We start from the raw sequence: 25,005 nt of genomic DNA on the forward strand, positions 1-25,005 counted from the left end.
ATGACCAACAAACTGATCGAAATCTGCGACTTCAAGCGGGAGGATGTGAAGCGGCGCAAGGCCGCGACCACCGTGTCCACGCTCCACGCCCGCGCCGCCGAACAGACCCCGCCGCGCGGCTTCCGTCAGGCGCTGGACGGGGCCGCCCGCTCAGGCTTCGGCCTCATCGCGGAAATCAAGCGCGCCAGCCCGTCCAAGGGGCTTATCCGCGCCGATTTCGATCCCCCCGCCCACGCCCAGGCCTATGCGGCGGCGGGCGCGGCCTGCCTGTCCGTCCTGACCGACGAACCCTATTTTCAGGGCCATGACGATTATCTGATGGCCGCCCGCTCCGCCTGCCCCCTGCCCGTGCTCCGCAAGGATTTCATCGTCGATCCCTGGCAGGTGTTGGAAAGCCGCTCACTGGGCGCGGACGCCCTCCTCATCATCGTAGCGGCGCTGGACGACACCCAAATGGCAGAGATTGAGGATGCGGTCCTCGGCCTGGGCATGGACGCCCTGATCGAAGTCCATGACGAACGGGAAATGGAGCGCGCGCTTAATCTCCGCTCGCGCCTGATCGGCGTCAATAATCGCGACCTGCGTGATTTCAGCATCGACTTCAACAACACCTACAGGCTGGTCGACAGCGCGCCGGAGGGATGCACCTTCGTCGCCGAAAGCGGCCTCAACAGCCATGACGACCTCACCGCCATGGCGGAACGCGGCGTCCGTTGCTTCCTGGTGGGCGAAGCGCTGATGCGCCAGGCCGATGTCGAGGCGGCGACCCGCACGCTGCTGGTCGGGGCATGAGCAACGGCCTCACCCATCTGGCCGAAGATGGATCGGCCCGCATGGTCGACATCTCGGCCAAGGCGACCACCGTGCGAGAGGGGGTCGCGACCGGCCGCATCGACATGAGCCGCGAAGCCGCAAAGGCCATCGCCGACGGTCATGTGAAGAAGGGCGACGTTCTCGCCGTCGCCCGGATCGCGGGCATCATGGCGGCCAAGCGCACCGCCGACCTCATCCCGCTGTGCCACCCCCTCCCCTTGAACGCGGTGACGATCGAGTTCGACATGGACGCGACCGGCGTAACCGTCACCGCAACCGCGCGCACCGCTGCCCAGACGGGCGTGGAGATGGAAGCAATGACCGCTGCGTCCGTCACCCTGCTCACCATTTACGACATGGCCAAGGCGATGGACAAGGCGATGGTGATCAGCGGCGTCCGCCTGCTCGCCAAGTCGGGCGGCAAGTCCGGGGACTGGCGGGCTTCGTGAAGGGCGTGGCCGTGAGGGGGAGGCCATGAGCCTGCTGCCCGTCGCAGAAGCGCAGGCGCGCCTGCTGGCACTGGGCCGCCGCCTCCCATCGCACTCCGTTGCCGCCGCACAAGGCGTAGGCCGATGGCTGACAGACGACATCATCGCCCTGCGTAGCCAGCCATGGGCGGACCTTTCCGCCATGGACGGCTATGCAATCCGCGCTGCTGAATGGCCCGGCCCGTGGCGACTGTCAGGCGAGAGTGCCGCAGGACAGGCCATCCCCACACCACTTGCGCCGGGCGAAACCTGCCGCATCTTCACCGGCGCGCCCGTGCCACCGGGCGCCGACGCCATATTGATCCAGGAAAATGCCGAACGCATCGGCGACCAGATCAGCGGACTTCCAAACGCTCCGGCATCGGGCCAGCATGTCCGTCCGGCGGGGTCGGATTTCCGTGAATCCACGGTTCTTCTGCGCGCTGGCACATGCCTGAACCCCGCCCATATTGGCCTTGCCGTGCTGGGCGGCCATGGCCTGTTGCCGGTCGCGCGCAAGGTTCGCGTCGCCCTTTTGTCCACCGGTAACGAATTGGTGGCGGCAGGACAGCCCATCGCGCCGGGCCAGTTGCCCTCCTCCAACGCCGTCATGCTGCCCGCGATGCTCGCGGGCCTGCCCTGCGAAGTCATCGACCTTGGCATCGTGCCAGATGACCTTGCCGCCATGATGGCTGCATTCGATCGCGTGCGCGAAGCTGACATCATCGTTTCGACAGGCGGCGCGTCGGTCGGCGATCATGATCTCGTTCGTCCAGCCTTCGCTGCGGTCGGCGGCACGCTCGATTTCTGGAAGATCGCAATGCGCCCCGGCAAGCCGCTGATCGCCGGAACCCTGGACAGCGCCGTTTTTCTGGGCCTGCCGGGCAATCCTGTCTCGGCGTTCGTCACGGCCTTTCTCTTCCTGCTCCCACTGGTCCGCCATATGAGCGGCGCACCCCAGCCCCTTCCCCGACAGATCGAAGCAATCATCGACGCACCCCTGGCCCCGACCGCCGAACGGGACGAATATCTCCGCGCCTTCCATCGCGGCGACCGGATCGTCGCCCTCACCGCGCAGGACAGTGCGGCCACCGCCTCCCTTGCCGACGCCGACTGCCTGATCCTGCGCCCCGCAAAATCGCCCGCCGCCAAAGCAGGCGATGCAGTCATCACCCTGCCGCTGACCTGACAGGATAATCACCCAAACGCTTGACTTGCCTCCTTCCGTTTCCTATGCGTTCTTCATTCGTTCCAGATATGCGAGGGACAAAGGCGATGTTGACGGCAAAACAGCAGGAACTGCTTCTCTTCATTCATCATCGACTGGAGGAAGGCGGCGTGTCTCCCTCTTTCGAGGAAATGAAGGAAGCGCTCGATCTGCGCTCAAAATCGGGCATTCACCGTCTTATTAACGCCCTGGAAGAACGGGGCTTCATCCGTCGCCTCGCCAATCGAGCGCGCGCGCTGGAAGTATTGAAACTGCCCGAAGCGATGAACCGGACATCCCGATCCGCGCTCGTACCAAGCGTGCCGCAACTTGCGCCCAAGACCCCCTCCCAAATCCCCGTCGCCGCCAATGACGTGATCGAAATTCCGCTGCACGGCCGCATTGCGGCGGGCGTGCCGATCGAGGCGATGGAGGGGCAGACGATGCTCTCCGTTCCCGCCGCCTTGCTGGGTTCAGGCGATCATTATGCGCTGGAAGTATCCGGCGATTCGATGATGGAGGCAGGCATTCTCGATGGCGACTTCGCTCTTATCCAGCGCACCGACGTCGCGCGCGAGGGACAGATCGTCGTCGCGTTGATTGACGAAGCCGAAGCAACGCTCAAATATTTCCGGCGCGAAGGCGCGCAGGTCCGGCTCGATCCGGCCAATAGTGCCTATCAGCCGCAAGTCTATGATTCGGCTCAGGTACGAATCCAGGGCAAGCTCGCGGGCCTGTTGCGCCGCTATAATTGAGGACTGGCCTGTAACGATGGCCCGCCAATCGGACGGCGCAGGGGACGTGGTGGCGGGATTGGCGGCAACCAGGGATGGGTGTCGCCCTCCGGCCTGACCCGATCAACCCTGCCCGTCTTCAGGCTTATCGCGATCCCGCCCGTCCGTGCCAGCATCCGTCGGTCGATCTTCAGCCAGCGTGAGCGACAGGAACGGGGCAGCCAGCGATCGCTGACGACGATGTCGACAATCGCGCAATCTTTCGCCAATATCCGCGGGTCGATCATCGCCTTGCTGCGCGTCACCAGCAATTGCCAGCGCCGCTCACCACGCCGCATCGTCGCAGCACACAGATCCGGGTTGCACCGGGCCTGCGGCATATCCGCAAGAGCGGACAATGTGCCATCATAGCCCACGCTCTCGGCCAATGCATCGCGCACATAATCACCCGCCCGCGCACGCAGTAACGCCATGCCGCCGTCGGGCAGGCGCAGGGCGACATGCCGTCCGTCGCTCGTGACCAGCAGGTCAGGCGACGGCGTCAGCACGATGATCGCCGTTCCGATCAACACCGGCGCCAGCCCCAACCAGCGCACCGATCCGCGCCACAACAGACACCACAGCCCCCCGCCCACAATTGCGGCGAAGACGAGATGCGAAAAGGCCGGCGCCAGCACGACCGCCATCGGGCTGGCCGCGACCCGGTGCGCCAGCGCCAGCAACAGGTCCAAAGAGTGCGTCACCACCCACCAGGCAGGCGCGCCCAGCCCGATCACATCCAGCGCCAGAGCCAGAGCCTCAAACGGCATGACGATAAAGGTCGTCAGCGGGATCGCGATCAGATTGGCAAAAGCACCCAGCATTCCCGCCTGATGGAAATGATAGAGCGCGATCGGCGCCAGCACGATCTCCACAGCAAAGCCAGTCAACAGCAACGCCGCGATGCCCCGCAGTCCCTTTGCCACCCACCCCTCATCCCGCGCCGCGGTCAGCGCGCGATAGCGACGGCTGCTCGACAGCGCGACCAGTGCCACCACCGCGGCGAAGCTCATCTGGAAACTGGGGCCGATCAGGCTATCCGGCCAAAAGACCAGCACGACCAACGCTCCCGCCGCCACCAATCGCAAGGTTATCGCATCGCGGCCCATCGCCATCCCGCCCAGCACCAGCAACGCTGCTACACAGGACCGGATCGTCGGCACCTCAGCCCCGGTCAGCAATGTGTAGCCAAGGCCTCCCAGCGCTCCGCAACCCGCCGCGATCAGCATCAGGGGCAAGTGTAGCGCTGCCCATCGACTCAGCGCCGCCAGTCGCAACGTCATCAGCATGACGGCCCCGATCAGCGCGGTTACATGCAGGCCGCTGATCGACAGCAGATGCGCCAGCCCGCTGCGGCGCATGGCCTGTGCATCCGCTTCAGGTATCGCACCCTGATCGCCGGTCGCCAGCGCCATTGCGATGCCACCTGCTCCGCCCGCCACCTGCCCATGGATATGTGTCGACAATCTGGCGCGCAAAGAGGCGCTGCCTTCGGGCGCCGCCTTCACCACTTCGATCGGACGCAATGCCCGCCCGGTCGCCCCGATCCCCTGGAAATAAGCGCGCCGTGCAAAATCATATCCGCCCGGCACGGCAGCGGGCGCGGGCGGCATCAGGCGGATACGAAAGCGGATCACCGCCCCCGCCCCAACCCTGTCGGCACATCGCCCTCGCGAATATTGACGCGGATCGCCTGCGGCAAATCACCCCGATCCAGCGGCCGTACCATCGCGCGCACCACACCCTGCGCTGGCATGGCGGCAACCGACCGGACTTCCCCCGCCATCTCGGTAAAAACAGGCCGTGTCAGCGGCGGCTGCCCCAACAGCAGTGCCTTGCCCCAGATCAACAGACAGCCTAGGCAGGCCAGCAGGCCACCAATCACCAGCATCTGCCGCAATCGACTTTCACGGGGCATCAGGCAGGCGGCGCAGGCCAGTCCAAGCGCCAGACAGCAAAAGCCCAGCCATGCGGCCCGGTCCGGCAGGGCGAACCAGGCAGCGATTCCCGCGCCCAATGCAACCGGCGCCCAGAGGCCCACTTGTTCGCGCTGCGATTCCAACCACGCTTCCACGGCCGGAAAAGCCCGAAAAACCACGGGATTCGCACTCTCCCCCGCGCAGGTTTGTCGTGGCTCGAAAGCCATGCTAGGGGGCGTCGCATTCATGGATCAGAACAGCAGATGTCGGGGAATATCAGGGTGAGCGCAACCGGAGATAAGCAGAAGGTCGTTACGCGGTTCGCGCCGTCGCCGACGGGCTTCCTGCACATCGGTGGCGCGCGCACGGCGCTCTTCAACTGGCTGTTCGCGCGCCACCATGGCGGCAGCTTCCTGTTGCGGATCGAGGATACTGACCGCGCCCGTTCGACGGACGAAGCGGTCGCCGCGATTTTCGACGGACTCGACTGGCTTGGGCTGGGCGGTGACGAGGAGCCGGTCTTCCAGTTCGCGCGCACCCCGCGCCATGCGGAAGTCGCGCAGCAACTGCTCGACGGCGGCCATGCCTATAAATGCTATGCCACGCCCGAGGAACTGACCGCGCTGCGCGAACAGCAGCGCGCCGCCAAGCAGCCGATGCGCTATGACGGTCGTTGGCGCGATCGTGATGTGTCGGAAGCCCCCAAAGGCGCGCCTTATGTCATCCGCATCAAGGCCCCACGGGCGGGCGAAACCGTGATCGAGGATGCGGTGCAGGGCCGCGTCGTCGTCCAGAATGCTGAACTGGATGACATGATCCTGCTGCGCTCCGATGGCACGCCCACCTATATGCTTGCGGTGGTGGTCGACGACCATGACATGGGCGTCACCCATGTCATTCGCGGCGACGATCATCTCAACAACGCCTTCCGCCAGCTTGCCATCATGAATGCGATGAATTGGGACGTGCCGGTCTATGCCCATATCCCGCTAATCCACGGTTCTGACGGGGCAAAACTGTCCAAGCGCCACGGCGCGCTGGGCGTGGACGCCTATCGCGATGAAATGGGGATGCTGCCCGAAGCGGTGCTCAACTATCTGTTGCGTCTGGGCTGGGGCCATGGCGACGAGGAACTCATCCCGATCGCGCGCGCGATCGAGCTGTTCGACATCGCTGGCGTGGGCCGCTCGCCCTCGCGTTTCGACATCAAGAAGCTGGAAAATCTGAACGGTCACTATCTGCGTGAAGCAGAGGATGCCCGACTCGCAGCGCTGGTCGCCCCGCGCGTTTCCGCGCAATTGGGGATAACCTTGCCCGATGGCGCCGATGCGCTTCTGACTGCCGCGATGCCCTCGCTGAAGCCGCGCGCGAAGACGCTGGGCGAAATTGCCGAGGGCGCTCAGTTTCTTTTCAAAACCTGCCCGCTGGATTTTGACGAAAAGGCTTCTGCTCTGCTAGACGATTCGGCGCGCGCGCTGCTGTGCAGGACAGCCGACGCTCTTGATCCCGTCCAGTCCTGGACGGTCGAAGCGATCGAAGAAGTTATACGTTGCGTGGCGGAGGATGCCGGACTTGGTCTGGGCAAGGTCGCACAACCCCTGCGCGCGGCGCTGACGGGTCGTACGACGTCCCCGGGCATTTTTGACGTCCTCTTCCTGCTTGGGAAAGAGGAAAGCTTGATACGACTGGCCGCGGCGGCAGAGGTCCCGGTTAGCTGACGGCAACAAAGGAGAACATTATGTCGGATAACAAAGCCACACTGGCGATCGGCGATGATGCCAAAGACTATGCCATCATGGATGGCACGGTCGGCCCGCAGGTCATCGATGTGCGCAAGCTGTATGCAAATACCGGCATGTTCACCTACGATCCGGGCTTCACCTCGACCGCCAGCTGTGATTCGGGCCTGACCTATATCGACGGCGACGAGGGCATATTGCTGCATCGCGGCTATCCCATCGGCCAGTTGGCCGAACAGTCGAGCTTCATGGAAGTCAGCTATCTTCTGCTGAACGGCGAACTGCCTTCAAAGGCGGAACTGGACGATTTCTCGCGCACCATCACCCGTCACACGATGGTGAATGAGCAACTGACGACCTTCTACCGCGGTTTCCGCCGCGACGCGCACCCGATGGCCATCATGTGCGGTGTGGTCGGCGCACTGTCCGCCTTTTACCACGACTCGACGGACATCAACGATCCCGAACAGCGCCGGATCGCCAGCCACCGGCTGATCGCCAAGATGCCGACGATCGCGGCGATGGCGTATAAATATTCGGTGGGCCAGCCCTTCGTCTATCCGCGCAACGACCTCAGCTACACCGGCAATTTCCTGAATATGACCTTCTCGGTCCCGGCCGAAGAGTATGTCCTTGATCCGGTGATCGAGGATGCGATGGACAAGATCTTCATCCTCCACGCCGACCATGAGCAGAACGCCTCGACCTCGACCGTGCGCCTTGCCGGTTCGTCGGGCGCCAATCCTTTCGCCTGCATCGCGGCCGGCATTGCCTGCCTGTGGGGTCCGGCGCATGGCGGCGCAAACGAGGCAGCGCTCAACATGCTGCGCGAGATCGGTACCGTTGACCGCATCCCCGAATATATCGCCCGCGCCAAGAACAAGGACGATCCATTCCGCCTGATGGGCTTTGGCCATCGCGTGTACAAAAATTACGACCCGCGCGCGACGGTCATGCAAAAGACCGCCAAAGACGTACTGGCAAAGCTGGGTGTCGACGATCCCATCTTCGACGTCGCCAAGGAACTTGAGCATATCGCGCTCAACGATCCCTACTTCATCGAAAAGAAGCTCTATCCGAATGTCGATTTCTATTCGGGCGTGATCCTCTCAGCCATCGGCTTCCCGACCGAGATGTTCACCGTGCTCTTCGCCCTCGCCCGCACCGTGGGCTGGGTCGCGCAGTGGAATGAAATGATTTCTGACCCAGCACAGAAGATTGGTCGTCCGCGTCAGCTCTACACCGGCCCGACCGAGCGGGACTATGTGCCGGTCAGCAAGCGCTGATCGACAGGATTAAAGTTGAAACAGGAAACGGCGCTCCATCGGGGCGCCGTTTTCGTTTGGACTGGCAGCATCCCTCAAGTCAGGGGGCCATCCTATCCGTCGCCTGGCAGCGTCAGAATGAAGCGCGCGCCTTGCCCCGGTACGCTTTCAACAGCAATATCGCCGCCCATCGCTCGCGCTAACTGACGAGAAATATAGAGGCCAAGGCCACTTCCCCCCGCCTCGTCACGCCCCAGCCGCTCAAACTTATCGAATATCCGGTCCTGAGCATCCACGGCGATACCCGGCCCTTGATCGGTAACGACCACCAGAGCCTGCGTATCACCGCGATCGACCCGAACCCAAACCTGCGATCCTTCGGGTGAATAGCGTACCGCATTGCCGATCAGGTTGACCAATATCTGCAGGGTCCGCCGAAATTCGCCCACGGCGAGAACGGATTCCTCAGCGGTTGGCGCATCGATCGCGATCCGCCGGTCCATCGCCTTCACGCCCAGCAGGCCAGCCGCCCGCCGCGCGAGATCGGCTAGATCAACCTCTTCCGTCGCCACGGTGAAATCAGGCCTATCGATGGCCTGCAAGTCGGCAAGGTCGTCGACCAGCGCCAGAAGATGCCGCCCCGCAGCCGCAATGTCATGCGCATAGCCCGCATAGTCCGGGCGTAATGGCCCATCCCGTTGCGCGCTGATCGTGTCGGCATTGGCGATGATGCGCCCCAAAGGCTGGCGCAGCGACCGATCCAGTCGCCGGCCAAAAACCAGGCCATGCCCGGCGTCGAACGGCTCGGGCGTGCTGGCGCTGGCGTTCGTTTCCGTATCTACCTCTGCCGACACAGCCTTGCCGCGATAGCCCGACAGCCGCCCCGCCATGTCGAACAAAGGGAAACCGGATAGCAGGATGCTTGCACCCTTGTCATGCGCCAGGGTCGCGGGCTGCCCGCTGAAGGCGCTCCGCTGCGTGAAGGCCTGAAGAATTGGCAATTCGCCCTCGGCATCGGGCGCCAGACGGAAATAGGCCGAAAAACGACTGCCTGCCTCTGGCGCTGGTATCGGCGGTGCGCCAGCCGCTCCCTCGCCATCGACCACCATCTCGAATCGCAAATGCGTATCGATCTGCCAGCCCCATCCGTCCCCCGTCGCGGCCAAATCAATGCCTCGCGCGTCGTCGGCCACTGCCACAACTATGCTCGCCCGCTCGCGCCAGTCGATGATCGAAATCTCCACCGCACCGCCCTCCGGCTTTGCCTGGACCCACATATCGATATCGCGTGTACCGGTCGCCGCAACAATCGGACGGGAAACCACGATTTCCAGCCGCGCCGCCAACCGGGCGATCGCCGCAAGCTGCGGCACCGCCAGCACCCCGTCCGCGACGCCGCCTGCCTCCGTCTGCAACGCGGCAATCAACGCATCCGCGCTGAGCAGCCTGCCGTCCGCCGAAACGGTTGCTCGCAGAATCGGGGAAGGCGCGGCAAGGGGCATCAGTCAGCCTTTGGCGTCAGCAGAGCCATTTTTGCACTTAATTCTTCTGGCGCACGCAACTCGGCGATGATCCCATCCGCCTGAGCGTCGTCCATGGCACCATAATCCGCCGCCAATGCCAGAATTCTCGCATCGCTCAGGGTCGGGCGCACGGGCCGCAACGCCAGCAGAAGATGTCGATAATCGGGCGCCGATCCCCCCAGCGTATGACAAATGGCGGCGACATGCCCGATCGGTCCAGCAACCAATGCCTGAGCCAACCGCCCAGTCTCGACGCGCAAATGCCGCGCCGCCAGGGCCGCGAACAGCAGATGTCGGCGCGCCACCAGCGCTTGCCCCAACAGGTCCGGTGCATCGGCGCGCGCGCCCAGCCGCCAAACCAGCCGATCGGCAACCGCCAGAGCGCCCTGCCTTTCATCATGCCGGGCAAGCGCCGCACGGGCCGCTTCCTGCACCGCAGCCATCGCGACAGCACTGGGGACCAACCCGCTTCGCATCACCGCAGCCCCCAGCGCCGCAGCCGTCATCCATATAAGCTCGAAAAACTGCTCTGCGGGCACATCAGGGCGGATGGGCTGATCCTCCGCCCCCACCATCGCCCAGCGTCCTTCGGCCATTGCCAGTTCGATGGCCGCGTGCCGGATATCGGAATCAGGGTCGGAGGAAAAATGGATCGCCCCCCCCGCATCGTCCATATCCTCGCTAAGATCGGCATGCCCCACTTGCCGCAACAGCAGGGCAAGCCCCGCCCGCATCCGCATATGCGTCAGCAGCAGCGGACTGATCATGCCGGGATTGGAAAGCACTATTGGCCAGACAAGCGTGGGCGGCAAAGCGCCGAGCGCTGTCGCAATCCGCGCATCCTGCTCCAGCGTCAACCTCAGCCCCGTCTCAACAGCGCTTACGCACCCACCAAGCTGGCGGCGCGTCTCGCTGACCAGCGCATCGGACCAGCTATCGCCCTGCCCGCCGAACAGGCGCGCCAGATCGATGGCATGGGCCATAGGCGCGGTCGATGCGCCGGCGATGATCGATGTCATCGGCCAGCCATCCGTCATTGCCGGACCGATAGGGAAAGGAGCGCTCATGACCGCGACCATAGTCGCACGTCCTTAATATGCCCTAAACCTCAATCGCCGGGCGAAAATCTTCAGGGAGCAGGTCGATGCAGCACGATCGCACCAAGGCTGACAATCGCCGCTAGCATCGCCAGCATCAACCCTTCGAGCAGGCTCCCCAATAGCCCAGCGACCAGCAGCAACAACGCAGCGCTGCCCGGAGTGAACAGCATCCACGGCCGCACCTGCCCTGTTCGCCCCCAACGGATCGCTACGGCCACAATGCCCAGTAGCAAAATGAGATACAGCGCTGAAAAACCCCCGTCGACCAGACCGATACCGATCAGAACAAGGGCTGGCACTGCAAAAGCGATAATTCCGACAGGCCGCACACGCAGCGCCATTTCCTCCAGCCGGTCCGCCGCCAGATGCAGGGTCAGACTCACGAGCAGCAGCAGCAGGCCGGTCGCCCGCCAGCCCAACTGGATCGGCACCAGGCCAACCGTCGCCAACGCGATCCCGGCAATACGTGTCTGCATTGCAGGCACCTGGCTCCGCATCAGCAGCGGCGCCAACATGGTCGCCATGCGGGACAATGCATAATGTTCGACACCGCCCTCCAGCACTTCGCCATCGCCGCCGGGACCACTGATGGCGGCGCGGGCGACCAGGTCCGCCTGCGGCTGCCCTTCGACCAGCGCCACCCGGCCTTCCATCAGATCTTCCTGCGGTATGGTGATCCGACGGGCGCCCGCCTGGACCGCCGCACGCACCAGCGTCAGTTCCAGATCCCAGTCGCCAATCATGTCGATCGTGCCGAACAGCAGGTCAGGCGTCACTCGCGCCAAACCGGCCCAACGCTGCCCGGCGTCGATGCGCTCGAACGGGGCGCTCGCCCGGCTGTCGTCGGCAACCAGCAACACATTACCGCCAGACTGCCCCGCATTCAACTGGCCAATGGCATCATAATAGGCCTGTCCCACAACCGCGCCGTCCGCCACCAGCAGCATGTCGCGGTCACGCGGCGCATCGCGCACCAGTGTCACCATGTCGCGGATCAAGGTCACGGCGATCCCGTCAGCACTCAGCCGGTCGATGGCCTGGCTCAGTTGCGGTGTGACCGCGCTAACCAGAATCAGGATCGCGCTCGCGCCCGCCCGGCTGGCTTGCCGCGCCTGATATTCCACCAGACTCTGGCCAGCGAAATGCAGATTGGCGCGCAATACCCCGCCCGCGTCGGCGGAAAGTTTGCTCGCGCTAAGGATGGCCGCGAAGGACATTATGTTATGGTGACCCGATCATTATGTGATCGGCCTTTTCGCAAGCGTGAAGCCATCACGCAAGCATCGGTTGCGCATGCGAAGTCTGCGGTGAAATCAGCCCTGTCCGAGCGCGGCCAGCGCCGCGCGCAGACGGCGTAGCATGATGGGGTCGCCGGGCGCGCTTGCCACCGCTTCATCGGCGAGCGCGATCAATCCATTGACCCCAAAACTCGCAGCCAGCCCTTTCAGCCGCCAGGCCGCCAATTCCCAGTTCGCGTCGCACCGCGCACGACTCATCAGGTCGATCTGTCGGGCGGCGCTTTCCATGAAGGCTATGCGCAGGTCCGCGATCAGCACACTGTCTTCGCCAACAGCGGCAGCCAAGGCCGCGTTCAGAGCTCCGGGATCGTAGGACATTGCCTCAACTTATCGCACTTCTCTTAACTTTTGGTAACAAGGCCATTTCGAGACCGGGAAAACCTGTTAGGATGTTTGCATGACCGGGGGAAAAATAGTCGAATTCGGACGTCACCAAGACTCGCAACACGCTGGATCAGCGCGCGAGGAAGAGATTCTGCTGTTGGATCAGGCCGTATTGGAGATCACAGAGGCGGATGACGAAGCCCTCGATGGTGCGATGCGATCAATCCAGCGCACGCGGGTCACGCTGTCCGTCATCGGCCTCGCATGGGTCGCCTTTTGTGGCTGGGCGATGTATGGCGCAGGGCAGCCGCTGCCCGCGCCCACCGCCCTGCCCGCCATGGTCGCGACCCTGTTTGTCCCGCTGATCATGCTGGCTGTCGCCTATCTCCTGCTCGTGCGCAACAGTCGCACCGAATCGGGCCGCTATCTCGACACCTCCCGCGCCCTGCGAGTCGAAGCCGACCTGCTGGAAGCACGGCTTGGCCGCATCACCGCGCAGCTCGCAACGGCGCGCCAGGCGATGCAGGATCAGGCAGCGGAACTTGATGATTATGGCTCGGTCGCCAGCGCCAATATGGAGGCGTCGGCCGAAATCATATCCGGACGCGCCACACTCACCGCGCAAAGCGCCGCCGCCGCGCAGCAGGCAGGTCTTGATCTTGCCGTCCGCATGGACGCCCTGATCCGCACCATGCCTGAACTGGAGGAGCGCGCGAGCCGTATGGCCGGGCAGCTCATGGACAATGGGCATGCCCTGTCCGAAAGAATCGACACGCTCGAATCGCGCCTCCATGCGTTGACCGAATTGTCGGATGAGGCCCGCTCCCGCACGCTTGCCGCGACCAAGAGCCTAACCAGTCAGCTTTCGCAGCTTCAGGAATCGACGCGCACGGCTTCCGATGAGGTCACGGGCCTCGCCGATCTTGCCGCCGGACGGATCGACATTGCGCTGAAGGGCGCGCGCACTGCGCTGGACGTGACCAGCACGGGGTTGCAAGCACAAGCTCAGGCACTTGAAGCACTGGTGGATCGTTCGCAGCAGGAACTGACCGCGGTCAGCAGCAACGCCGTCGCCTCACTCGCCGATACCGCCAACGATGTCGAAAATCGCCTGCACCAGATCAACGGCCTGATCGAAGGGCAGCAGGCGTTGGTTTCGGGACTCGGCGCCTCGCTCGACGATACGATCGGCGCGACCCAGGCGCGTTTTGCTGCGCTGGAGGGCGATGCGCTCGCCCGCAGCGAACGATTAACCACTGCGCTTGCCCATCTAACGGCAGAAACCCAGCGGATCGACGGCGCGCTTGCCTCGGGCGGCGCCAACACCGAAAAGCTGATCGGCTGCACCGAAACCCTGCTGGTCGCGCTCGATTCCAGTGCGCGCGAACTGGATGAAACCTTCCCGAAGGCGCTCCGGCGCTTCGACGAGCGACTCGACCTGACCCGTGCGCTGCTGGACAGCACCGCGCCCGAGTTCGAGCGGCTGGAGGCGATTTCCGAGGCCCTGCTTGGCCGCACGCACGAATCCGAGGAATTGCTGCGCGGACAGGGCCGTCGCCTGACCGAATGGCTGGAAAGTACGCAGGGCGGGCTGGAAGCCAATCGCGAGAAGGTCGAGGATCTCCGACTTGCGCTGGACGCTGCCCACCAGGGAGCGACCCGGATTACCGATGGCGCCGGGCCATTGCTCATCACGGCCCTGCTGCGCGTCAAGGATACCGCCGATCAGGCTGCCGAGCGAGCACGCCAGGCGCTGGGCCGCGCCATTCCAGAGGCCGCTCAGGCCCTTTCCGACGCCAGCGAAGAAGCGATGCAGCGCGCCATCGGCGATCGCGTCACCGCCCAGATCGAACAGGTGGCCAAGGTCGCCGAGGAGGCGGTCAAGGCTGCGCACCAGGCTTCCGACCGCCTGATGCGCCAGTTGCTGACCATATCCGACACCAGCGCTACGATCGAACAGCGGATCGAGGAAGCCGAACGAGCATCGGAAGCACGCGACCGCGACAATTTCGCCCGCCGCTCAGCCCTGCTGATCGAATCGCTCAACAGCACCTCTATCGACGTGGCAAAGCTGATGTCGAACGACGTCACCGATGCCAGTTGGGCCGCCTATCTGAAGGGCGACAGAGGCGTCTTCACCCGTCGCGCCGTCAAGCTACTCGACGCTGGAGAATCACGCGAAATAGCGGCGCATTATGACGCAGATGCCGAATTCCGCGATCATGTGAACCGCTACATCCACGATTTCGAATCAATGTTGCGGATCATCCTCTCCGCCCGCGACGGCAACGCGCTTGGCGTCGCCATCCTGTCGTCGGACATGGGCAAACTCTATGTGGCGCTGGCGCAAGCCATAGAGCGGCTGCGGCAGTAACAACCGCCGACCGCGTCAATCATATTTGACCTTCGGAAAGAAATCGCTCCGTCCCTCCGGGGTCATGTCGAGCAGCCCCCATAGAGCATTGGTCAAGTCCCCTGATCTGTGATGCTGGCCGGCCTCACCGGGTACGAAGGACATTTCGCTGCCCCAAAAATGCCTGATCTTTCTGCCCTCGCGCCGAAAAACATTATAGATCGTCTCGTCCCAATCCTGCCCATCCGGCACCCCATGTGCCTTGCGCATCGGAGCGGGCAACTTGGACGTGTCCCCAAAATAGTCCGCATCATAGCTGTTCCCGGCGGTTGAAACGAACCGCAGATGATCCCAACCACGCTCACTCGCCCAGGCGACCAGACGGGCGATAGGCGACTTGGCAACGATATAGAGGCTGGCCCGCTGCCCGATGTGCCGGGCCGCGCCTTCCATCGAATCCAGAAGATGCGTACATCCGGAACAGGGAGTATTCCGGTCAGGTCCGTACATGAAGCTATAAAGAATGAGCGTATCATGGGCACCGAACAATGTGGACATCGGCACCAATTCGGGCCGGGCATTGTCGCCGATCCGTTCAAAGGGATAGTCTTGAGGTATCTCGCCACCGGGTGGCAGAGTGCGGCGTTGCGCCGCGACCGCCTCGATCTGCGCCCTCAGCGCAATCTCCGCCTCTAGCAATGCATTGCGCGCGGCTCGATAGCCGTTCGTCTCGTTCGGGTAGGATAGATGCGCCATATGTCAGATCCTCCGGATAAAATCCGCCGGACGTCCAACGCGCGATTCCCTTGTCTGTTTCCCGCCGCTCTCAGCGTCCCAGTCGAATCAGGCTTTCCATAGTCACCCAACCTTCGACATAATTGGCGTAATAGAGGCCGAACAGCACCGCCGACAGAATCGTCGCGCGGAGCGCCACTCGCCCCGGCCGGAAATTGCTGGGCGCGCTGTCCGCCTGCCCCTTGACCAGCACCTCACCGCTTTCATCCGGTGTCTGCAAGCCAAAAGGCAGGGCGATGAAAGCGCTGATCACCCAGAACAGCGCATAGATGGCAAAGATCGCAAACCAGTTCATGGGATCAGCGCTTACGCCCTGACGATCAGCACGTCCACTATCGGCTTCTTGCCAGTCCAGCGGCTCGCGGTCCGCCGCACGGCCAGCCTTACGCGTTCGCGCAACGCCTCAATCTCCAGCGATCCCTTGGGGATGGTCGCGGCGGCTTCCTTGGCGGCTTCCGCCAGGAAATTGGCTTTGTCCTCTTCCACCGGGACACCTTGCGTTCGAAGCTCAGGCTGACCGACTAGTCGCCCCTTGCCATCAATCGCCACCGCCACGCTGATCTGTCCATGCAACGCAACCTTGCGCCGCTCGTTCATCGTCTGACCGTCGGCAGGCAGAATGACGTCGCCGTCGAGCACCAGCCTGCCGGTATCCTCATTGCCGATGATCGTGGGTGTTCCCGGCGCAAGTCGGATAAGGTCGCCATTGGACTGAACCAAGGCTTGCCCAATGCCGCTCGCCAGCCCCAGCCGCGCCTGTTCGGCCATGTGGCGCCGCTCGCCATGGACCGGCAATAGCAACTCAGGCCGTATCCAGCCATACATGGCCTCCAGTTCTGGCCGCCCGGGATGGCCCGACACATGGACCTCTGCCTGCCGATCCGTCACCATCACCACGCCCGCCGTCGCCAGCGCATTCTGGATGCGGCCGATGGCGATTTCATTGCCCGGTATCTGCTTGGAGGAGAAAACGACCGTGTCGCCCATCGCCAACTTGATCGGATGGCTGTCGAACGCGATCCGCGCCAGCGCTGCGCGCGCTTCGCCCTGTCCGCCGGTGGCGACGATCATTACTTCGTTCCGGGGCAGCTTCATCGCCGCCTCCCAGTCCACCGTCGGCGGAAAGTCCTTGAGATAACCGACAGCCTTCGCCGCACCGATGATTCGGTCGAGCGAACGGCCCGCAACGCACAGCGTGCGCCCGGTCGCTTTTGCAACCTCCCCCAGCGTCTGCACCCGCGCCGCGTTGGACGCGAAGGTCGTCACCAGCACCCGCCCCTTGGCGCCCGCGATGGTCTGCATCAACCCTTCGCGCACGTCGAATTCAGACCCGCTGGCGTCATTGTTGAACGCATTGGTACTGTCGCACACCAGCGCCAGCACGCCCTCATCGCCGATCGCGGTCAACTGTGCCGGGGTCGAGGGCACACCCAGTAACGGTCGGTCGTCCAGCTTCCAGTCCCCGGTGTGGAAAATCCTGCCATGCGGCGTATCGATCAGCAGCGCGTTCCCTTCGGGGATCGAATGCGCCAGCGGCACATAGCGGAAGCCGAACGGCCCGAGTTCGAAACTGCCCTCATTGTCGATGACATTGAGTTCAACGTCCTTGCTCAACCCCTCCTCTTCCAGCTTCAGCCGGATGAGGTTGGCGGTAAACGGCGTCGCATAGAGTGGCACGCCCAGATCGGCCGCCAGATAGGGGATCGCGCCGATATGGTCCTCATGCCCATGTGTGAGGACGATGCCGAGCAAGTCGTCGCGCCGTTCCTCGATAAAGGCGAGGTCAGGCAGGATCAGTTCCACGCCCGGATAATTGGGATCAGCGAAGGTCAGGCCCAGATCAACCATCACCCACTTGCCCTGGCAACCATAGAGATTAACATTCATGCCGATCTCACCCGACCCGCCCAGGGCCAGGAAGAGCAGCTCATCTTTGGGTTTCATTATGTCTTCAAACTCCGTTCGTGCATCAGCGCGAGGCCCTGAACCGTCAGATCCGGCGCGATCGCATCGAAAATATCGCTGTTATCATTGAAGAGGACCGCCAGGCCCCCCGTCGAAATCACTCTTGTCGGTCGACCGATCTCGCTCCGCATCCGCGCGACCAGCCCTTCCATCATCGCTACATAGCCCCAGAAGACGCCAATATGCATCTGCGCTTCTGTCGTCCGACCGATTACCGACCGATTCTCCGGTGGGGCGATCGCAATCTTGGGCAGTTTCGCCGCCGCACTCACCAGCGCATCCAGCGACAGATTGATGCCAGGCGCGATGATGCCACCCTTATAGGTACCGTGATAATCCACGACATCGAACGTCGTCGCCGTACCGAAATCGATGATGATCAAATCACCTTCGTACAAATGGTGCGCCCCGATGACATTTACAACGCGGTCCGCGCCGACCGATCCCGGTTCGGCCACATCTAGTTCTATGCCCCAATCCACCGGCGGCTGTCCGGCGATCAACGGGGTCGTCTTGAAATATTTTTCCGCCAGCACCTGTAGGTTATGAAGCGCGCGCGGCACGACTGTCGCGATGATGACCGCATCGACATCGCGCAGCGCAAAGCCTTCCAGCATCAACAGTTGGTTGAGCCACACCGCATATTCATCCGCCGTCCGGCGCGGGTCGGTGGCGATCCGCCAGCGGGCGCGGATATCCCGTCCCTCCAGCAGTGCGAAAACGACATTGGTATTGCCCGCGTCGATGGCGAGAAGCATGGCTCCGTAGCTCCGAAAGGTTCAGATCAGGAAAATATCACCGGCATGAATGGCATGGGCATCGCCATTCGCCAAGCGCAGGATGAGTGTCCCTTGTGCGTCCAGCGTATCGAATTGCCCTTCCACCTTGCCGCCATCGGGCAGGACAACGCGCATCGGCGTGCCCCTGGCATAGGCATTGGCGAGCCATTGGGCGCGCACCGGCGCAATCCCCTGCCCCCGCCAGATAGACAGCCAGTGCGCGAACAATTCCGCCAGTCGCACCGTCAGTGTTGCCGCATCAGCTTCCACCGCGCCCTCGTGCCACAGGCTCGTCACCGGGCGGTCCAGCTTCGCCGGGAAGCCCGTGACATTGATACCGATGCCCACGATGACCGCATCGCCGGTCCGCTCCAGCAGGATGCCAGCCAGCTTGGCTTCACCGACCAATATGTCATTGGGCCATTTGATCCGCGCGCCATTGGGCAAAAGCGGTGCGACCAACGCATGAACAGCAACCGCCGCGACCAGCGCCAGAGTCGGCGCCAAGGGATCACCGGGCCGCAACCGCACCAGCGTGGACGCGTGGAGATTACCTTCCGGGCTTTCCCAGCTTCGGCCCAGCCGCCCGCGTCCGCCAATCTGACGTCCCGCGCGCAGCCATGTCCCATCAGCGGCGCCATCGATCGCCAACGCCGTCAGATCAGCATTGCTCGATCCGGTTTCTTCAACGAAGCGGATGTCGATCAGAACAACGACGCCGCCGCCGCCGCACTTGCCTTATCGAGCATCGGGTTCAGCAGATAGCCCAGCACGATCACAACGGCACAGGCCGTCATGATGATCCGCTCGACCGCCCCGCCCTTCGCCTCATAGGCGGCGGCCGGCTCGTCGAAATAGATCGTCTTGATGATCTTGAGATAATAATAGGCGCCGATCACCGAAGCTGCGATGCCGATCGCGGCCAACGCGGTCAGATTTGCGGCAACGGCAGCTTCAAACACCAGGAACTTCGCCCAGAAGCCAAACAGCGGCGGGATACCCGCCATCGAAAACATGAAGATAGCGTAGCAAGCCGCCAGCCCTTTGCGCGACTGGGACAGGCCAGACAGGCTGGCGATCGTCTCGACCGGACGACCTTCCGCATCGCGCATCTGGAGTACGCAGGCAAAGGCGCCCAGCGTCATCACGACATAGATGGCCATATAGCTCATCGTCGCGGCGACACCGGCGGGGGTGGCCGCCGCCAGACCGATCAGCGCAAAGCCGACATTGTTGATCGACGAATAGGCCATCAGGCGTTTGATATTGGTCTGGCCGATGGCGGCAACTGCGCCGAAGATGATGGACACCAAAGCGACAAAGATCACGATCTGCTGCCAGGCAAGGCCCGCAGGCCCCAGCGCCTCGATTGCGACGCGAACGGTCAGGCCGATCGCCGCCACCTTGGGCGCGCTGGCGAAGAAGGTCGTGACCGGGGTCGGCGCGCCTTCATAGACGTCAGGCGTCCACATATGGAACGGCACCGCGCTGATCTTGAACGCCAGCCCCGACAGCACGAACGCCATGCCGAAAATCTCGCCCTTCGACAGCCCGTCACCCATGGCGATGGCAATGCCATCGAAGCTGGTGCTGCCGGTAAAACCATAGAGGAGCGAAATGCCGTAGAGCAGGATGCCGCTGGCCAAAGACCCAAGCACGAAATATTTAAGGCCCGCTTCGGACGAACGCTCATCCTGACGCATGAAGCTGGCAAGCACATAGGCGGCCAGGCTGTTCATCTCCAGACCGACATAGAGGGTCAACATGTCACCCGCCGACACCATCATGCCCATGCCGATCGACGCGAACAGGATCAGGATCGGATATTCGGCGCGCAAGACCCCGTCCGCGATGAAGAAGCGTGGAGCCAGCAGGATCGAAAAAGCCGCCGCACCATAGATCAGCGCCTTGGCGAAGACCGAAAAGGCGTCGGCACGGTACAGGCCATCAAAAGCGTCCGGCCCATGCGCCAGCGAACAGGCGAGCGCCATGCCCGCCCCGGCCAGCACCAACACCGACAGTGCATTGATCGCAGGGGTCACCCGATCGCCCGCATAGGCGGCAACCATCAGCAGGATCAGGCCGCCCAGCGTCAGCACCAACTCAGGCATGACGGCAAGCAGGGAAGCAGAATCAACCATTAATGTGCGCCCCCGTGCGCTGCTTCGACTTCATGATGCGCTTCTCCCGCAGGCTTGGGCGCACCCATCTTGATCTTGGAATCCCCGGCAGGCGCAGCAGGCGCCAACCGCGCTTCCAGCGCCTGAATGTCAGGCCGCATGGGCGCAAGGAAGCTTTCTGGATAGACGCCCATCCACAGCACGACCGCGGCGATCGGCGCCAGCAGCCACAGCTCGCGTCCCGACAGGTCGGGCATCGCGGCGGCATCGGCATTAACCTGTTCGCCATAACAGATGCGGCGATAGAGGTAGAGCATATAGGCCGCGCCCAGGATGATGCCTGTGGTGCAGACCAGCGCTACCCAGCTCGATGCCTGATATACGCCCATCAGGGCCAGAAATTCGCCGACAAAGTTGCTGGTGCCCGGAAGACCCACCGATGCCATGGTGAAGAACAGGAACAGCACCGCATATTGGGGCATGTTGATTGACAGGCCGCCATAGCGATTAATTTCGCGAGTATGCAGGCGATCGTAGATGACACCGACGCAAAGGAACAGCGCACCCGCAACCAGACCGTGGCCCAGCATCACCATCATCGCGCCTTCGATACCCGCCTGGTTGAAGGCGAACAGGCCGACCGTCACGATGCCCATATGCGCGACCGAGGAATAGGCGATCAGCTTCTTCATGTCGGACTGCACCAGCGCGACGAGGCTGGTGTACACCACCGCCACCATCGACAGGCCCCAGACCAGCGGCGCCAACTGCGCGGACGCATCCGGGAACATCGGCAGTGAGAAGCGGATGAAGCCGTAGCCACCCATTTTCAGCAGCACGCCCGCCAGAATGACCGAGCCAGCCGTCGGCGCCTGAACATGTGCATCGGGCAACCAGGTGTGAACCGGCCACATCGGCATCTTGACCGCAAAGCTCGCGAAAAAGGCCAGCCACAGCCATATCTGGATCTTCGGGTCGAAATTATAGGCCATCAGCGTCGGGATTTCGGTCGTCCCGGCCTCATGCACCATCCACATCATCGCGATCAGCATCAACACGGAGCCGAGCAGCGTGTAGAGGAAGAATTTGTAGCTGGCGTAGATACGATCCGCGCCACCCCAGATACCGATGATCAGGTACATCGGGATCAGGCCGGCTTCGAACATGATATAGAAGAGGTAGAGATCCTGCGCGGTGAAGACGCCGATCATCAACACCTCCATGAACAGGAAAGCCGCCATATATTCGCCGACGCGTTTGTTGATCGCGTTCCAGCTTGCGCCGATGCAGATCGGCATCAGGAACACGGTGAGCGCGATTAGCATCAGGGCGATGCCGTCGATCCCCAGCGCCCAGGCGAAGCGACCGAAGATCGGCGCATATTCCTGGAACTGCCACTGGGGCGCACTGCCCGACTGGTCAAAGCTGGCCCAAAGCACGATGCCAAGGGCAAGGTCGATCAGGGTCGCGACCAGAGCGATCCAGCGCGCCTTGTTGGCGTCCGCGAACAGACAGGCGATCGCGCCTGCCATCGGCACGGCCATCATCAGGGAAAGGAGGGGAAAGCCGTCCATTATCGTGTCATCGCCCAGGTTGCGGCCGCGGCTAGCCCGATCAGCATCACCAGCGCATAGGTGTAGAGATAGCCGGACTGGAGCCGACGGGTGATCTTCCCGCCCTGCACCACCAGCGCGGCGAGGCCATTTGGCCCGAAGCGGTCGATGAAGCCCACATCACCGAACTTCCAGAAGAAGCGACCGATGGCGAAGGCAGGCTTCACGAACAACACATTATACAGTTCGTCAAAATACCATTTGTTGAGCAGGAACTGATGCAACACCCCGAACTGCGCGACGAAACGCTGCGGCCAGTCGGTATTCTTGATGTAGCTGAGCCAAGCGATCAGCAGGCCGGTCAGCATCACCGCGAACGGTCCGAACTTGACCCATGTCGGCACTTCATGCGCCGCATGCATCAGGTGGCTGTCGAACGCGAGTGCGCCCTTCCAGAATTCCACACCGCCCTCGGGACCGATAAACTGGTCGTGGAAAGCAAAGCCCGCGAATACCGCGCCAATGCTCAACACGATCAGCGGGACCAGCATGACCCACGGGCTTTCGTGCGGATGATAGCCACCGTCACCCGTCGCCGGAATATGGTGATGGTCATCATGGGCGTGCGCGTGGCTGTCATGCGCCGTCTCTTCATCAGGCGATTCATGATGGCCATGCAGCGCGTGCTGGATATGCTCCGAAGCGGCCCAGCGGGGCTTACCGAAGAAGGTCAGGAATACCAGCCGCCAGCTATAGAAGCTGGTGAGCAACGCAGCGAAGATGCCGACCAGATAGGCGCCAATGCCCGATCCGCCCGCAGCATAGGCCGCCTCCAATATGCCGTCCTTCGAATAGAAACCCGCAAAACCTACGCCGACGAGGGGCAGGCCGACGCCGGTGATGGCCAGCGTGCCCAGCGTCATCGTCCAGAAGGTGATCGGGATTTTCTTCCGAAGGCCGCCATAATAGCGCATGTCCTGCTCATGGTGCATCGCATGGATGACCGAACCTGCCCCCAGGAACAGCAACGCCTTGAAAAAGGCGTGGGTGAACAGGTGGAACATCGCCGCGCCATAAGCGCCAACGCCTGCGGCGAAGAACATATAGCCAAGCTGCGAACAGGTCGAATAGGCGATGACCCGCTTGATGTCCGTCTGCACGGTGCCGACAGTCGCGGCGAACAGGCAGGTCGCGGCGCCAATGAAGGTCACGAAGCCCAGCGCAGTCGGCGATGTCTCGAACATCGGTGACAGGCGGCACACCATGAACACGCCTGCCGTCACCATGGTCGCCGCGTGGATCAGCGCCGACACCGGGGTTGGGCCTTCCATCGCGTCCGGCAGCCAGGTATGGAGGCCAAGCTGCGCCGACTTGCCCATCGCGCCGATGAACAGCAGCAGGCAGAGTATGGTCATCGTGTCAAAGCGATGGCCGAGGAACCCGATGGTGGAACCCGCCATCGACGGCGCCATTTCCAGAATTTCCGGGATCGAGATGGTATTGAACACCAGATAGGTGCCGAAAATGCCCATCATGAAGCCAAGGTCGCCGACGCGGTTGACGACGAACGCCTTGATCGCGGCCGCGTTGGCGCTGGGCTTACGGAACCAGAAGCCGATGAGGAGGTAGGATGCCAGACCCACGCCTTCCCAGCCGAAGAACATCTGGAGCAGATTGTTCGCGGTCACGAGCATCAGCATCGCGAAGGTGAAGAGCGAGAGATAGGCGAAGAAGCGCGGCTGATCCGGATCTTCGTCCATATAGCCCCAGCTATACAGATGAACGAGGCTGGACACGCTGGTGATGACCACCAGCATGACCGCCGTCATCGTGTCGACACGCAGCGCCCATTGAGCGTCGAAGCTGCCTGACTGAATCCAGGTAAACAGCGGCGCGACATAGGCCTGCCCGTCCCCCAGAACGAAGGAAAGGAAGATCGGCCAACTCATCGCGCAGGACGCGAACAGCGCCCCGGTGGTGAGGATCTTGGCCGGCAATGCTCCAATCGCCTTGTTGCCAAGACCGGCGATGGCAGCAGCGAGCAGCGGGAGAAGGACGATAAGCTGGATCATGTCAGGAGGCTCAGCCCTTCATCCGGTTGACATCGTCGACGGCAATGGTGCCACGACCACGGAAATAGATGACGAGGATGGCAAGCCCGATGGCCGCCTCACCCGCCGCGACGGTCAGCACGAACATGCTGAACACCTGACCGACCAGATCGCCCAGGAAGGCGCTGAAGGCGACCAGATTGATGTTCACGCTGAGCAGGATCAGTTCGATCGCCATCAGTATGATGATCACATTCTTGCGATTGATGAAGATGCCCAGTACCCCCATCACGAACAGGATCGCGCTGACGACCAGATAATGTTGAAGGCCGATCACAGCTCCACCCCCTGCCCTACAGGCTGATTGATATTGCGGACCGCGTCCTGCGGACGGCGGCGGTTCTGCCTGGCGATATTCTGGCCCTTCACGCCGCCACGGGCACGATGGGTCAGCACGATCGCACCGATCATCGCGACCAGCAGGACGATGCCCGCAGCTTCGAACAGGAAGATGTAGCGGGTGTAGAGTACACCCCCGATTGCCTGGATATTGGAAAGCTCGCCATTCATCGGCGCCGCGCGCTGCGCCAGTTCAAGCGGCCCGGCGCTCCAGATACCGATGCCCAGCACGATTTCGGCCAGCAGCACCAGCGCGATCAGCATGCCGAACGGCAGATAATCGACAAAACCCGCGCGCAGTTCGGCAAAGTCGATGTCGAGCATCATGACCACGAACAGGAACAGCACCGCGACCGCGCCCACATAGACGATGATCAGCAGCATCGCGATGAACTCGGCGCCCAGCAATACCATCAGGCCCGCAGCGTTGAAGAACGCCATAATCAGCCACAGCACCGAATGGACCGGATTGCGCGACAGGATGGTGAGCGCGCCGCTGCTCACCACCAGAATGGCGAACAGGTAAAAGGCAAGCACGTGAATCACTGGATCAATATCCCCT

General features: G+C 62.7%; 23 protein-coding genes. 7 read left to right on the plus strand and 16 right to left on the minus strand.

What is annotated here, in order from left to right:
* The 4 genes from trpC (at window position 1) to lexA (ending at window position 3,242) form a co-directional block, all read left to right on the plus strand.
* On the plus strand, window positions 1–792 hold the full coding sequence (gene trpC / locus WFR25_RS16645) for an indole-3-glycerol phosphate synthase TrpC (protein WP_336972402.1): 792 nt from the start codon (window positions 1–3) through the stop codon (window positions 790–792).
* Window positions 789–1,262: a cyclic pyranopterin monophosphate synthase MoaC gene (gene moaC, locus WFR25_RS16650; RefSeq protein ID WP_336972403.1), complete on the plus strand. Its 474-nt coding sequence runs from the start codon at window positions 789–791 to the stop codon at window positions 1,260–1,262. Before trpC ends, moaC begins: the two co-directional genes overlap by 4 nt.
* A gap of 25 nt (window positions 1,263–1,287) precedes the next feature.
* Complete coding sequence (locus tag WFR25_RS16655; RefSeq protein WP_336972404.1) at window positions 1,288–2,469, plus strand: molybdopterin molybdotransferase MoeA; 1,182 nt, start codon at window positions 1,288–1,290, stop codon at window positions 2,467–2,469.
* Between the two features lie 86 nt (window positions 2,470–2,555).
* Window positions 2,556–3,242, plus strand: coding sequence for a transcriptional repressor LexA (gene lexA, locus WFR25_RS16660; RefSeq protein ID WP_336972405.1), 687 nt, complete (start codon window positions 2,556–2,558; stop codon window positions 3,240–3,242).
* On the opposite strand, the gene WFR25_RS16665 is transcribed toward lexA, so the two are convergent.
* Together WFR25_RS16665 and WFR25_RS16670 are read right to left on the minus strand one after the other, a co-directional pair.
* Entirely contained in the window at window positions 3,233–4,897 is a 1,665-nt protein-coding gene (locus WFR25_RS16665) for a ComEC/Rec2 family competence protein (protein ID WP_336972407.1), read from the minus strand. The genes lexA and WFR25_RS16665 overlap by 10 nt on opposite strands.
* The gene (locus WFR25_RS16670; protein WP_336972409.1) at window positions 4,894–5,358 is read right to left on the minus strand and encodes a hypothetical protein; all 465 of its coding nucleotides are present in this window, start codon (window positions 5,356–5,358) and stop codon (window positions 4,894–4,896) included. The genes WFR25_RS16665 and WFR25_RS16670 overlap by 4 nt, the downstream gene beginning before the upstream one ends.
* A gap of 84 nt (window positions 5,359–5,442) precedes the next feature.
* Between WFR25_RS16670 and gltX the strand changes: the two genes are divergently transcribed.
* Complete coding sequence (gene gltX, locus WFR25_RS16675; RefSeq protein ID WP_336972411.1) at window positions 5,443–6,897, plus strand: glutamate--tRNA ligase; 1,455 nt, start codon at window positions 5,443–5,445, stop codon at window positions 6,895–6,897.
* 20 nt (window positions 6,898–6,917) lie between these two features.
* Entirely contained in the window at window positions 6,918–8,204 is a 1,287-nt protein-coding gene (locus tag WFR25_RS16680; protein WP_336972412.1) for a citrate synthase, read from the plus strand.
* 92 nt (window positions 8,205–8,296) lie between these two features.
* Here WFR25_RS16680 and WFR25_RS16685 read toward each other — a convergent pair whose 3' ends face one another.
* The 4 genes from WFR25_RS16685 to WFR25_RS16700 form a co-directional block, all read right to left on the minus strand.
* Window positions 8,297–9,685: a sensor histidine kinase gene (locus WFR25_RS16685; RefSeq protein ID WP_336972414.1), complete on the minus strand. Its 1,389-nt coding sequence runs from the start codon at window positions 9,683–9,685 to the stop codon at window positions 8,297–8,299.
* Window positions 9,685–10,773, minus strand: a complete 1,089-nt coding sequence (locus WFR25_RS16690; RefSeq protein ID WP_336972417.1) for a hypothetical protein — start codon at window positions 10,771–10,773, stop codon at window positions 9,685–9,687. Before WFR25_RS16690 ends, WFR25_RS16685 begins: the two co-directional genes overlap by 1 nt.
* Window positions 10,774–10,835: 62 nt before the next feature.
* Window positions 10,836–12,023: a hypothetical protein gene (locus WFR25_RS16695; protein WP_336972418.1), complete on the minus strand. Its 1,188-nt coding sequence runs from the start codon at window positions 12,021–12,023 to the stop codon at window positions 10,836–10,838.
* A 96-nt stretch (window positions 12,024–12,119) separates the two neighbouring features.
* Complete coding sequence (locus tag WFR25_RS16700) at window positions 12,120–12,422, minus strand: Hpt domain-containing protein (RefSeq protein WP_336972420.1); 303 nt, start codon at window positions 12,420–12,422, stop codon at window positions 12,120–12,122.
* 79 nt (window positions 12,423–12,501) lie between these two features.
* On the opposite strand from WFR25_RS16700, the gene WFR25_RS16705 reads away from it, so the two are divergent.
* Window positions 12,502–14,802, plus strand: a complete 2,301-nt coding sequence (locus WFR25_RS16705; RefSeq protein ID WP_336972421.1) for a coiled-coil domain-containing protein — start codon at window positions 12,502–12,504, stop codon at window positions 14,800–14,802.
* 15 nt (window positions 14,803–14,817) lie between these two features.
* Here the strand turns inward: WFR25_RS16705 and WFR25_RS16710 are convergent, their stop codons facing one another.
* From WFR25_RS16710 to WFR25_RS16755, 10 genes are all read right to left on the minus strand, one after another.
* Window positions 14,818–15,537, minus strand: coding sequence for a DUF899 family protein (locus WFR25_RS16710; protein WP_336972423.1), 720 nt, complete (start codon window positions 15,535–15,537; stop codon window positions 14,818–14,820).
* A gap of 70 nt (window positions 15,538–15,607) precedes the next feature.
* Window positions 15,608–15,871, minus strand: a complete 264-nt coding sequence (locus tag WFR25_RS16715; protein WP_336972425.1) for a DUF1467 family protein — start codon at window positions 15,869–15,871, stop codon at window positions 15,608–15,610.
* A gap of 11 nt (window positions 15,872–15,882) precedes the next feature.
* Window positions 15,883–17,520, minus strand: a complete 1,638-nt coding sequence (locus WFR25_RS16720) for a ribonuclease J (protein WP_336972426.1) — start codon at window positions 17,518–17,520, stop codon at window positions 15,883–15,885.
* Window positions 17,520–18,299 (minus strand): type III pantothenate kinase, encoded by a 780-nt coding sequence (locus WFR25_RS16725; RefSeq protein ID WP_336972427.1) that lies wholly within the window; start codon window positions 18,297–18,299, stop codon window positions 17,520–17,522. The genes WFR25_RS16720 and WFR25_RS16725 overlap by 1 nt, the downstream gene beginning before the upstream one ends.
* 21 nt (window positions 18,300–18,320) lie before the next feature.
* Window positions 18,321–19,019, minus strand: a complete 699-nt coding sequence (locus tag WFR25_RS16730; protein ID WP_336974923.1) for a biotin--[acetyl-CoA-carboxylase] ligase — start codon at window positions 19,017–19,019, stop codon at window positions 18,321–18,323.
* Between the two features lie 5 nt (window positions 19,020–19,024).
* On the minus strand, window positions 19,025–20,461 hold the full coding sequence (gene nuoN, locus WFR25_RS16735; RefSeq protein WP_336972428.1) for an NADH-quinone oxidoreductase subunit NuoN: 1,437 nt from the start codon (window positions 20,459–20,461) through the stop codon (window positions 19,025–19,027).
* Window positions 20,461–22,014 carry an NADH-quinone oxidoreductase subunit M gene (locus WFR25_RS16740; RefSeq protein WP_336972429.1) on the minus strand — a complete coding sequence of 518 codons (1,554 nt, stop codon included), beginning with the start codon at window positions 22,012–22,014 and terminating at the stop codon, window positions 20,461–20,463. The genes nuoN and WFR25_RS16740 overlap by 1 nt, the downstream gene beginning before the upstream one ends.
* Window positions 22,014–24,065: an NADH-quinone oxidoreductase subunit L gene (nuoL, locus tag WFR25_RS16745; RefSeq protein WP_336972430.1), complete on the minus strand. Its 2,052-nt coding sequence runs from the start codon at window positions 24,063–24,065 to the stop codon at window positions 22,014–22,016. Before nuoL ends, WFR25_RS16740 begins: the two co-directional genes overlap by 1 nt.
* A 10-nt stretch (window positions 24,066–24,075) precedes the next feature.
* Window positions 24,076–24,381 (minus strand): NADH-quinone oxidoreductase subunit NuoK, encoded by a 306-nt coding sequence (nuoK, locus tag WFR25_RS16750; RefSeq protein WP_037463269.1) that lies wholly within the window; start codon window positions 24,379–24,381, stop codon window positions 24,076–24,078.
* Complete coding sequence (locus WFR25_RS16755; RefSeq protein WP_336972431.1) at window positions 24,378–24,989, minus strand: NADH-quinone oxidoreductase subunit J; 612 nt, start codon at window positions 24,987–24,989, stop codon at window positions 24,378–24,380. Before WFR25_RS16755 ends, nuoK begins: the two co-directional genes overlap by 4 nt.
* Window positions 24,990–25,005: the final 16 nt, after the last annotated feature.

This window comes from Sphingobium aromaticiconvertens (genome assembly GCF_037154075.1).
GTDB lineage: Bacteria > Pseudomonadota > Alphaproteobacteria > Sphingomonadales > Sphingomonadaceae > Sphingobium > Sphingobium aromaticiconvertens.

Excerpts from the sequence above, each read along its gene's own strand:
- trpC (WP_336972402.1), top strand. The coding sequence starts at position 1 with ATGACCAACAAACTGATCGAAATCTGCGACTTCAAGCGGGAGGATGTG.
- moaC (WP_336972403.1), top strand. The coding sequence starts at position 789 with ATGAGCAACGGCCTCACCCATCTGGCCGAAGATGGATCGGCCCGCATG.
- WFR25_RS16655 (WP_336972404.1), top strand. The coding sequence starts at position 1,288 with ATGAGCCTGCTGCCCGTCGCAGAAGCGCAGGCGCGCCTGCTGGCACTG.
- lexA (WP_336972405.1), top strand. The coding sequence starts at position 2,556 with ATGTTGACGGCAAAACAGCAGGAACTGCTTCTCTTCATTCATCATCGA.
- gltX (WP_336972411.1), top strand. The coding sequence starts at position 5,443 with ATGTCGGGGAATATCAGGGTGAGCGCAACCGGAGATAAGCAGAAGGTC.
- WFR25_RS16680 (WP_336972412.1), top strand. The coding sequence starts at position 6,918 with ATGTCGGATAACAAAGCCACACTGGCGATCGGCGATGATGCCAAAGAC.
- WFR25_RS16685 (WP_336972414.1), bottom strand. The coding sequence starts at position 9,685 with ATGCCCCTTGCCGCGCCTTCCCCGATTCTGCGAGCAACCGTTTCGGCG.
- WFR25_RS16690 (WP_336972417.1), bottom strand. The coding sequence starts at position 10,773 with ATGAGCGCTCCTTTCCCTATCGGTCCGGCAATGACGGATGGCTGGCCG.
- WFR25_RS16695 (WP_336972418.1), bottom strand. The coding sequence starts at position 12,023 with ATGTCCTTCGCGGCCATCCTTAGCGCGAGCAAACTTTCCGCCGACGCG.
- WFR25_RS16700 (WP_336972420.1), bottom strand. The coding sequence starts at position 12,422 with ATGTCCTACGATCCCGGAGCTCTGAACGCGGCCTTGGCTGCCGCTGTT.
- WFR25_RS16705 (WP_336972421.1), top strand. The coding sequence starts at position 12,502 with ATGACCGGGGGAAAAATAGTCGAATTCGGACGTCACCAAGACTCGCAA.
- WFR25_RS16710 (WP_336972423.1), bottom strand. The coding sequence starts at position 15,537 with ATGGCGCATCTATCCTACCCGAACGAGACGAACGGCTATCGAGCCGCG.
- WFR25_RS16715 (WP_336972425.1), bottom strand. The coding sequence starts at position 15,871 with ATGAACTGGTTTGCGATCTTTGCCATCTATGCGCTGTTCTGGGTGATC.
- WFR25_RS16720 (WP_336972426.1), bottom strand. The coding sequence starts at position 17,520 with ATGAAACCCAAAGATGAGCTGCTCTTCCTGGCCCTGGGCGGGTCGGGT.
- WFR25_RS16725 (WP_336972427.1), bottom strand. The coding sequence starts at position 18,299 with ATGCTTCTCGCCATCGACGCGGGCAATACCAATGTCGTTTTCGCACTG.
- nuoN (WP_336972428.1), bottom strand. The coding sequence starts at position 20,461 with ATGGTTGATTCTGCTTCCCTGCTTGCCGTCATGCCTGAGTTGGTGCTG.
- WFR25_RS16740 (WP_336972429.1), bottom strand. The coding sequence starts at position 22,014 with ATGGACGGCTTTCCCCTCCTTTCCCTGATGATGGCCGTGCCGATGGCA.
- nuoL (WP_336972430.1), bottom strand. The coding sequence starts at position 24,065 with ATGATCCAGCTTATCGTCCTTCTCCCGCTGCTCGCTGCTGCCATCGCC.